Annotated in this window: 11 protein-coding genes and 2 pseudogenes; 10 read left to right on the forward strand and 3 right to left on the reverse strand. The window is 70.1% G+C overall.

Annotated features, from left to right (window positions below; all coding sequences use genetic code 11):
* The first annotated feature begins 758 nt into the window (after positions 1-758).
* The 4 genes from C1I97_RS39350 (at position 759) to C1I97_RS25615 (ending at position 3,912) form a co-directional block, all read left to right on the forward strand.
* Entirely contained in the window at positions 759-1,247 is a 489-nt protein-coding gene (locus tag C1I97_RS39350) for a hypothetical protein (protein ID WP_146608288.1), read from the forward strand.
* A gap of 26 nt (positions 1,248-1,273) precedes the next feature.
* Positions 1,274-2,056, forward strand: coding sequence for an MIP family channel protein (locus C1I97_RS25605; protein ID WP_111005530.1), 783 nt, complete (start codon positions 1,274-1,276; stop codon positions 2,054-2,056).
* A gap of 180 nt (positions 2,057-2,236) precedes the next feature.
* Positions 2,237-3,301, forward strand: coding sequence for a YihY/virulence factor BrkB family protein (locus C1I97_RS25610; protein WP_111005531.1), 1,065 nt, complete (start codon positions 2,237-2,239; stop codon positions 3,299-3,301).
* 56 nt (positions 3,302-3,357) lie between these two features.
* Entirely contained in the window at positions 3,358-3,912 is a 555-nt protein-coding gene (locus C1I97_RS25615) for a phosphatase PAP2 family protein (protein WP_111005532.1), read from the forward strand.
* Here the strand turns inward: C1I97_RS25615 and C1I97_RS41750 are convergent.
* From C1I97_RS41750 to gvpJ, 3 genes and pseudogenes are all read right to left on the reverse strand, one after another.
* Positions 3,913-4,124, reverse strand: a pseudogene (locus C1I97_RS41750) (hypothetical protein); the annotation flags it as partial.
* Positions 4,125-4,200: 76 nt separating this feature from the next.
* Positions 4,201-4,990 (reverse strand): annotated as a pseudogene (locus tag C1I97_RS25625) (GvpL/GvpF family gas vesicle protein).
* 3 nt (positions 4,991-4,993) lie between these two features.
* Entirely contained in the window at positions 4,994-5,380 is a 387-nt protein-coding gene (gene gvpJ, locus C1I97_RS25630; RefSeq protein WP_111005537.1) for a gas vesicle protein GvpJ, read from the reverse strand.
* A gap of 279 nt (positions 5,381-5,659) precedes the next feature.
* Between gvpJ and C1I97_RS25635 the strand changes: the two genes are divergently transcribed.
* The 6 genes from C1I97_RS25635 to C1I97_RS25655 form a co-directional block, all read left to right on the forward strand.
* Positions 5,660-6,091 carry a phage holin family protein gene (locus C1I97_RS25635; RefSeq protein ID WP_258382732.1) on the forward strand — a complete coding sequence of 144 codons (432 nt, stop codon included), beginning with the start codon at positions 5,660-5,662 and terminating at the stop codon, positions 6,089-6,091.
* The gene (locus tag C1I97_RS25640; protein ID WP_111005534.1) at positions 6,088-6,567 is read left to right on the forward strand and encodes a DUF3618 domain-containing protein; all 480 of its coding nucleotides are present in this window, start codon (positions 6,088-6,090) and stop codon (positions 6,565-6,567) included. The genes C1I97_RS25635 and C1I97_RS25640 overlap by 4 nt, the downstream gene beginning before the upstream one ends.
* 5 nt (positions 6,568-6,572) lie before the next feature.
* Entirely contained in the window at positions 6,573-6,839 is a 267-nt protein-coding gene (locus tag C1I97_RS25645) for a DUF4235 domain-containing protein (protein ID WP_111005535.1), read from the forward strand.
* Between the two features lie 90 nt (positions 6,840-6,929).
* Positions 6,930-7,205 (forward strand): hypothetical protein, encoded by a 276-nt coding sequence (locus C1I97_RS39355; RefSeq protein ID WP_146608289.1) that lies wholly within the window; start codon positions 6,930-6,932, stop codon positions 7,203-7,205.
* Positions 7,206-7,538: 333 nt separating this feature from the next.
* Positions 7,539-7,892 (forward strand): DUF317 domain-containing protein, encoded by a 354-nt coding sequence (locus C1I97_RS25650; protein ID WP_111005536.1) that lies wholly within the window; start codon positions 7,539-7,541, stop codon positions 7,890-7,892.
* 106 nt (positions 7,893-7,998) lie between these two features.
* On the forward strand, positions 7,999-8,273 hold a 275-nt coding region (locus C1I97_RS25655), incomplete at its 3' end, for a hypothetical protein (RefSeq protein WP_111005538.1).

Here is an 8,273-nt window from a genome sequence, read left to right on the forward strand (position 1 = left end):
GGGGTCAGACGGGGCGGCGGACCAGCCACGCTGCCGTCCGGATCGTCCACCTCGGGCCGACGGCACGTCCAACCCGTGCTGGCCCAGACCACCATCTCCACCCCCGCGCGGTGACGCGCAGATCGAGCAGCACCGGGCGGCGGAACGCCATTGCGCTTCGTCGGCCCGACCTACAGGGCGCCCTGCCCAGCATGGGGCTCGAAGACCGCAATATGGGCATACTTTCCTGTTTTGTCCAACTACGCCACGGTTAGTCGATGAGGAGGCGTCCTCACCAGCCCTACGAGACCGCCAGGCGGCCCGGCGTGGGCGAGGGCCGGGTCTGGACGGAGGAGCGATGAACCAGCCAGCGAGTACAGGGCCGGGACAGGCCTCGCAGACTGCTCAGCAGGAGGCGGCGAAGACAGCCGACCAGGCCAGACAGGCTGCCGGCGAGGTCGTCAGCACAGCCGGTGAGCAGGTCAAGACAGTCGTTGACCAGGCCAAGGCTCAGGCCGGGGGCGTGGCGCGTGATCTTCGGGGCCGTGTGGTGGAGCAGGCGGACACCCAGACACGGCGCGGGGCAGGGACTGTGCGGCAGTGGGCGGATCAACTGCCCGCTCTGGCTGACAGGGCCGAGGAGGACTCGCCGGCCAAGAACGTCGTGGCGCAGGTCGCGGAACGCGGTCGCCGTGCGGCGGACTATCTCGACCGGCGCGGCGCCGAGGGCTTGGTGAGCGACGTGCAGGACTTCTCACGCAGGCGTCCTGGGCGACGCCTTGCTGGCCGGCTTCGCCACGGCTTGGCTCGCCAAGGCCGGAAAGGCCGCCGGTGACGGAAGTCCCGGCAGCAGCCCGGGAACGGAGCGCGCCCCCGCGCCGGATGACCGGATGAGGCCCGGACCGCCGCGGGAGACGCCGGACTACCCGTATGACAAGGAAGCCGCCTCGGAGACTGGTCAGCATATCAAGCAGGCTGCCACCGGATCGGCGCAGCAGACAGCTCACGAGGTCAAAGACACCGCAGCGCAGGCCGTGCGCGCCACCGCCGACCAGGCCAAGGACCAGGCCGGACAGGTCACCGCACAGGCCCGTCAGTCCGGACAGACCACCATCGACGAAGCCCGCCCCCCACCAGCGGCCCGTAAGGCAGCACCGCAACAGCGCCAGCCCCGAGCCCACCGCCCATCTGCCAGTGCCAATGACCAGACATCGCGGGGCAGCTCGGAAATCCTCAGCCGGTCCCAGGTGGGCTTCGTCGTCGCGTGAACGGTGCAAATAAAAGAGGAGGCGTCATGGACGCCAAGGTACGAGCGGCCGAAACCCCTGCGGCCCCGACGACCAAGGCCGAGGCCCGTCCGATAGCAGCCGAGTTCTTTGGGACGCTCATTCTCGTACTCTTCGGAGTCGGCTCCGCCGTGCTGGCCGGGAAGTACATCGGCGCTTTGGGCATCGCGCTCGCTTTCGGACTCACCCTGCTGGTCCTGGCCTACGGCCTCGGGCCGATTTCCGGTTCCCACGTCAATCCGGCAGTCACCCTGGGCATGCTGCTCTCGCGCCGCATCCCGGCCCACACGGCCATCCGGTACTGGGCCGCGCAACTGCTCGGAGGCATCGCCGGCGCCGCACTCCTTCTTCTCGTCGCCTCGCAGGTGCCGGGAGTGAGGATCCAGGGGAAGTTTGGCACCAATGGCTACGGGACCCGTTCAATTGTCGGCATCAATATCTTCGGTGCGTTCGTCACCGAGATCCTGCTGACCTTCCTGCTGGTCTTCGTGTGCCTGACCGTAACCGACAAGCTCGCACTGACGGGCTTCGACGGCCTTTCGATCGGGCTGGCTCTTGCGGTAGCCAACCTGGTCGGCATTCCACTCACGGGCGCCTCGGTGAACCCGGCACGCAGCCTGGGACCGGCCGTCTTCGCCGGCCCGGCCGCCCTGTCCCAACTCTGGCTGTTCCTGGTCGCACCCCTGGTCGGCGGCGCACTCGCCGCGGCAGTGCACCGCATCACCCACCCCACCGCCCACAGCGGGGAGGAGGAGATGCCGGAAACCGACCAGGGCCGGAAAGCCACCTGACGGAGTTCCTGCCATCAGACCCTTGACCAGGACATCCCCAAATGACAGCGGATCGGGGGCGCTCCTCAGAGCACGCATGGAAGTGGATCAAGTGCCCGCGGGGCCCGTCGGTTGGGCACGGCATGTACACAGGGGCGTCCGGTGGGCGTGAGGGGCAGGAGCGAGGGTTACTCGGCTCTTATGACAAAGCTGCATCTTCCGGGGCGGAAAGCGCACCACGGCAGCGACGCGGCGCAGGAACGCGAAACGCCCACGCCCGAGGAGGTCGGGCCCGGGCCCGAGGTGGAGCGCCGGGCACCGGACGCACCGACGAAGCTGCCCAAGCGGGCCTGGGGTGCCGTGTTCAAGGGCGCCCTGCGGGAGTTCAAGGACGATGAGCTGACCGACCGCGCGGCGGCGTTGACCTACTACGGGGTGCTGGCGCTGTTCCCGGCGCTGCTGGTGCTCGTGTCGCTGCTGGGCATCACCGGCAAGTCGGCGACCGACACGGTGCTGGCCAACAGCAAGAAGTTCGCCCCGGGCCCGGCCCGGGACATCATCACCCGGGCCGTGGAGCAGCTGCAGAGCAACGCCGGCGTCGGCTCGATCATGGCGATCGTCGGCATCGCGCTGGCCGTGTGGTCGGCCTCCGGCTACGTGGCCGCGTTCATCCGCGCGGCGAACGCCGTCTACGACATGCCCGAGGGCCGCCCGGTGTGGAAGACCCTTCCGGTGCGGGTCGGGGTGACGGTCGTGCTGATGGTGCTGGCCGTGGTCAGCGCCCTGATTGTGGTGTTCACCGGCGGCCTGGCCCGCCGGGCCGGTACCGCGCTCGGGATCGGGGACACGGCGCTGACGGTGTGGTCGATCGCCAAGTGGCCCGTCCTGGTGGTCCTGGTCACCGTCATGATCGCGATCTTGTACTGGGCGAGCCCGAACGCGAGGGTGAAGGGCTTTCGGTGGATCACCCCGGGCAGCTTCCTCGCCCTGGTGATCTGGCTGATCGCCTCCGCCGCCTTCGCGTCCTACGTGGCCAACTTCGCCTCCTACAACAAGACCTACGGCACCATGGCCGGCGTCATCGTCTTCCTCCTCTGGCTGTGGATCACCAACCTGGCCATCCTGCTGGGCCTGGAGTTCGACGCCGAGACCGTGCGCCAGCGGGCCATCGCGGGCGGCCTGCCGCCCGAGACCGAGCCCTACACCCAGCCGCGCGACACCCGGAAGTGGGACGAGGAGGACCGACGCCGCCTGGGTGAGGCGTGACTGACCGCCGCTGATCTCGGGGTGTAGGCCGTTGACCTGCGGGATACCTGCTCTTCATGAGGCTTCTGGCGGGGTTGCGCGACGCTGACCGGTCACTGACCAAGCGGGCGGCCTCGCGTATCCCGCCGGGCGTCGGCAAGGTTCTCTCGGCGGTGGAGGAGACCGCCGAGAACACGAAGCTGTGGTGCGGCGCCGCCGCCGCGATGACGGCGCTGGGCGGGTGGCGCGGCCGTAGGGCGGCGGCCTCCGGCCTGGCCGCCCTGGCCGTGGCGCAGCTGATCTCGAACGGCCTGTGCAAGCAGCTGGCCGACCGGCCCCGGCCGCCGAAGCAGTGGTTCCCCCACGACGAGGCCGACGACCGCCCCGACTCCTCCTCCTTTCCCTCCGGGCACACCGCCGCCGCGGTGGCCTTCACCGCCGCCATCGCACCCACCTGGCCGGCCGCCGGCGCTGCGTGCGCCCTGCCCGCCGCCATGGTGGCGCTCGAGCGGGTGCAAAGCGGCGCCCACTACCCCAGCGACGTCGCTGCCGGCGCCGCCATCGGCCTGGCCAGCGCCTGGCTCACCCGCCGCGCCCCGCGCCTGATCCTGTGCCACCGGCTCCTGAGCTGAGGGGAGCGGTCGCATCTCCACGATCCGCAGACCGAGCATCGGAAGCGGGCCAGCAGGCCGAACAGGTGCGCCTCGTCGATGGCATCGCCGTAGAACACCGCATGTTTGCCGATCACCACAGCCTCCAGCTCCGGGAACGCTTCTGCGGCGGCCTCCGGGACGCAGCTGGCGACACGGAATTCGTATCCGCGTGCCGCGCTTCCACCGGGCATGGCCTCACGCTGAGCCGGGCCGCAACGGACATCACCCGCAACGGGTGGGCCGCCGTTGCGGACGATTCGCGACTCCTTACCCGTCCGGCTGGGCTGCCGCGGCTCCGAACGCTTCCGCGGTTCCGCCTTCGGCCTGCTGGGACGAGGGGGTGTCGACGAAGCTGTAGGGCGGCAGCGGGCCGTTGACCCGCAGCTCGAGGTGCGGATGTTCCTCGCGGAATTCGTCGACCGCGACCAGGAATCGCTCCGCTGAACCGCGGTCCACCAGGAAGGAGACGTTGGCCAGCCAGCCGGTGCTCTGCGGCCCGGCGCTGACCGCCTCGGCCATCGGCTGAAACGCCTGCTGAAGCAGCTGCGCGTCAGTGGCCTCGCGTGCCTGGACGGCGGCGGCGATCATCTCCCCGAGCCGGATCTTCTCTTCCTGTGTGCCGCCACCGGCCTCGCGGTTCGCTTCCGCCAGGGACCGGATGTCGTCGTGGTCGGCCATGATCAGGCGGAGCACGGCCTCTTCGTCGTGGTTGGCCTTGATGTTGTACTCCGCGGTGCCGTCCAGTGCCTGCAGCCGCTCGAGGAAGTGCTCCGCACGCTCGGCGAGCACCCGGGTCACCGTGTCGTCGTCCCCAGAGGCGCTGCCGAAGCGCATCGGCAGGACCACGCCGCCCGCTCCGGCTTCGTGAAGTACGCGCTGGTGGGCGAGGAGATCACGGCGCTTGGGCCGCAGCTGATCGGGGGCGTCACTGACGATTGCGGCCAGCTCGCCCTGGCGCAGCACCCGTACCGGCCGCGGAGGGTCTCCGATGCCCTCAAGGTCCTGGCGGAGGGGGGGAATGTGAGGCGCGGATGATCCCGTAGACGTATATGCTCATCTCTCATTCCCCTCTCCCGCGCGCGGCCCGGTCGCCCTGACGCTCCCGGCCCGCGTGACGTGCCTGCTGGAAGGCGCCGGAGATCGTCTCCTCGCCGCCGGGCAGGGCTTGCTTGGTCTTGCCGCGGGCGCCGGACTGCGTGAGCTCCGTGAGCCCGGCCGGCTTGTGCGGCCCCGCTTCCAGGCCGAGGCGGTTGCACGCCTCGGCGAAGCGGAGGTAGGTGTCGACGCTGGCGACCACGACCCGTACGTCGATCTTGAGTATCTCGATACCGAGAAGGGAGACCCGCACGTACGCGTCGATCACCAGCCCGCGGTCGAGAATGAGTTCCAGAACGTCGTAGAGGCCGCTGGAACCGCCTCCGCCGCCCTGCTGTGTCGCGACGGTCATCGCGACCAACCCCTTGTTCGTCTGCCTCTGCGCGGTCCCGTCGGCGCCGTCCCTCGCTGCGACGCAGGCTTCCGGGGTCGAGTAGCCGCCACCACCTGCGACCAAACGCACGCACGAGCGGGTCAAACCCCGCAGCACCGCCGCCGTCTCGGGGCTGCGATCAGTCCACACCGCCCGCCCTGAACTCGCCTGCTCGGGGTACTCGCGCCCTCATCGGATGGCCGGGCCCATGACGCAGTCCGGCCTGCAGGAACTTAAGAGGGACGGGAGGTGACCGCCGTGTCGAGCACGCAGCCGCACCATGCTGGCCCGAGTGCGGACCGCTCCAGCCAGGAGCCGGTGGGCGAGCTGGTGCAGCGGGCCTCGCAGCAGCTGACCGAGCTGGTGCGCGGCGAACTGCGCCTGGCGCAGGCGGAGATGAAGGAGAAGGGCAAGCACTACGGCAAGGGCGGCGGCCTGTTCGGCGGCGCCGGCGTGGTCGGCTTCCTGATGGCGCAGGCGCTGGTCGCCACCGTGATCGCCGCCCTGGCGGTGGCGCTGCCGGTGTGGGCAGCCGGGCTGATCGTCACCGCGGTGCTGGGTGTGATCGCCGCGGTGCTGGCCATGAGTGGAAAGAAACAGGTCGACCGGGCCGCGCCGCCCACGCCCGAGCAGACGGTCGAGAACGTGAAGGCCGACGTGGCCGAGATCAAGGAGAGCGCACACCGATGACCCAGCCGCCCCACGACGAACCCACCGCCTCCAGCCCCGAGGAACTGCGCGAGCAGGTCGAGCAGGCCCGCACCGAGCTCGGGCAGACGGTCGAGGCGCTCACAGCGAAGACCGACGTCAAGGCGCGCGCCCAGGACAAGGCCGCCGAGGCCAAGGAGCAGGCAGCCGCGAAGGCCGGCGAGCTGAAGGAGCAAGCCGCCCTCAAGGCCGGGGAACTGAAGGCGAAGGCCGCCGACCTGGCCCACCAGGCGCGGGAGAAGCTGCCCGAGCCGGTTAAGGACAAGGCCGCCCAGGCCGCCGGGCAGGCCCGGGCCACGGCCGCCCAGGCCGGTCAACTGTGGCAGGAGAAGGCACCCGAGCCGGTGCGCCAGAAGACCGCCCAGGGGGCGCAGCTGGCGCGGAACAACCGCAAGGTACTGCTCGCGGCAGCGGGCCTGGCCGCCGTGGTGTGGCTGGCCTGCCGCCGGAAGGGGTGAGTTGGGTGAAGGCAGCAAAGATCGCCTACAAGCCGATCGGTCTCGCGCTCGGCGCCGTCAGCGGCATGGCCGCGGGAGCGCTGTTCAAGCAGACGTGGAAGATGCTCGGCCACGACGAGGACGCCCCGGACGCCACCGACGAAGACCGCTCCTGGCGCGAGGTGCTGCTCGCCGCCACGCTCCAAGGCGCGATCTTCGCCGCGGTCAAAGCGGCCGTCGACCGCGCCGGCGCCACCGCTACCCGCCGCCTGACCGGAACCTGGCCCGGCTGACGCGCATGAGGAGGTGGAAGGGCCGGTACCACACGGATACTGGCCCTCCCATTTCCCAACCAGTACCCACGCGAAGGACTCCTCACAGCCATGTCCGATCAGCACGCGGCTGCCGCGCTGACCGCTGCAGCAGTCATCGCCACGATCCTGGTCGCCCGGGCAGCCGTCCTCCACCAGAGCGGCCGAGAACGTGTCGCCCGCGTTGCCCACCCGGTGCGCGGTCGCACCACACCCCGCGCCGAGAAGGTCGCGCCATCTGCAGCCGCGCTCTCGACTGACGCCGCCTCCTGCGCCGTGCGAGAGGCTGAACAGCACGTCCACCGTTGCTGGCAACAGCTCCAAACACGGGTCGACCCGCCCGAGTGACCTGCGTGAGACAAGGAAGCAGCCAGCACGCAGAGCTGAATGCAAGGACGTGACGGGGAAGCCTGCTTCCCCGATCTGGAAGGGCTGGCCGATGGGCTGCCAGCCGGCACACTGTGGTCAGGCCCACCAGTTCACCACCCTGGCCCTTCCGCGCGGAACATCGCGGGCGGCTCGCTGCGCTCGGCGCTTCTTGGAGGGCCACCTTCAGCGAGTAGGCGTGGCAGTTCGCCGGGGGCAGACAGGGAAGATCAGCGAAAGACTGGCCAACGCGCCAGGGCCATGTCAACGTAGACGACCTTCCCCGAAAACCCCAGGTCAGAGAGGTGATGTCTCGTGACCGTGGCTCCCGCGAGCCCTGGATTCTCCACCACCGTCGAGGCGCTGCGTCTGCGCGAGTGGCAACTTGGCCCGGGCCGGCCCACGCTCGTCATGGACCAGTTCTCCGCGGACGACTTCAACGTCGTCGTGGATGACCGGGCGGACGTACACGTCAGCAGCAAGGATGGGCGCTTCTATCTCGGCTGGTTCCCGCTCGGCCGCCCAGGCACCGACGGCGAGGGCTGGAAGATCGCTGTCACCGGCACGGCCAAGGTGCGCGGCTACCAGGTGTCCTTCGATACCGAGACACCGGCCGAGATCGTCGCCGCCACCGTCGCTCGCGTGCTGGAGACCGCCCGGCGCGTCTAGCGCCAAGGACTCAGGCCGGATGTCCCCAACCGACGGGGGCGCTCCCGCCATGGGCGATCCACAGGCCGCCACCCCATCTGCTGTCCCCCACGCAAGGAGTCTGTCCGTGGCACACCCGGAGATGACGGTCGGCGATCTCATCGACCTCTTGTCCGCCTTCGATCGCGGCATCCCGGTGCGGCAGGCGATGAATCCCTTCTTCCCCATGGCGCACCGCCTCGAACAGGTCATCCAGGCCACGGACGAGACCGGGCAGCCCGTCGCCTACCTCGCCGAAGGACGGGATGCGGACACCCAGCTCGGCCATCTGCCGCCCGAGGTCGCCGTCGCCCTGGCCTGGCAGGCGCCCGTGCAGGCGCCCCCGCGCCGTCCCCGCCGCAC

Source organism: Streptomyces sp. NTH33, from assembly GCF_003236365.1.
GTDB lineage: Bacteria > Actinomycetota > Actinomycetes > Streptomycetales > Streptomycetaceae > Streptomyces.

Bases quoted from the DNA above. Each gene is read 5' to 3' on its own strand.
- C1I97_RS25605 (WP_111005530.1), top strand. From the start codon at position 1,274: ATGGACGCCAAGGTACGAGCGGCCGAAACCCCTGCGGCCCCGACGACC.
- C1I97_RS25615 (WP_111005532.1), top strand. From the start codon at position 3,358: ATGAGGCTTCTGGCGGGGTTGCGCGACGCTGACCGGTCACTGACCAAG.
- C1I97_RS25640 (WP_111005534.1), top strand. From the start codon at position 6,088: ATGACCCAGCCGCCCCACGACGAACCCACCGCCTCCAGCCCCGAGGAA.
- gvpJ (WP_111005537.1), bottom strand. From the start codon at position 5,380: ATGACCGTCGCGACACAGCAGGGCGGCGGAGGCGGTTCCAGCGGCCTC.
- C1I97_RS25610 (WP_111005531.1), top strand. From the start codon at position 2,237: ATGACAAAGCTGCATCTTCCGGGGCGGAAAGCGCACCACGGCAGCGAC.
- C1I97_RS39355 (WP_146608289.1), top strand. From the start codon at position 6,930: ATGTCCGATCAGCACGCGGCTGCCGCGCTGACCGCTGCAGCAGTCATC.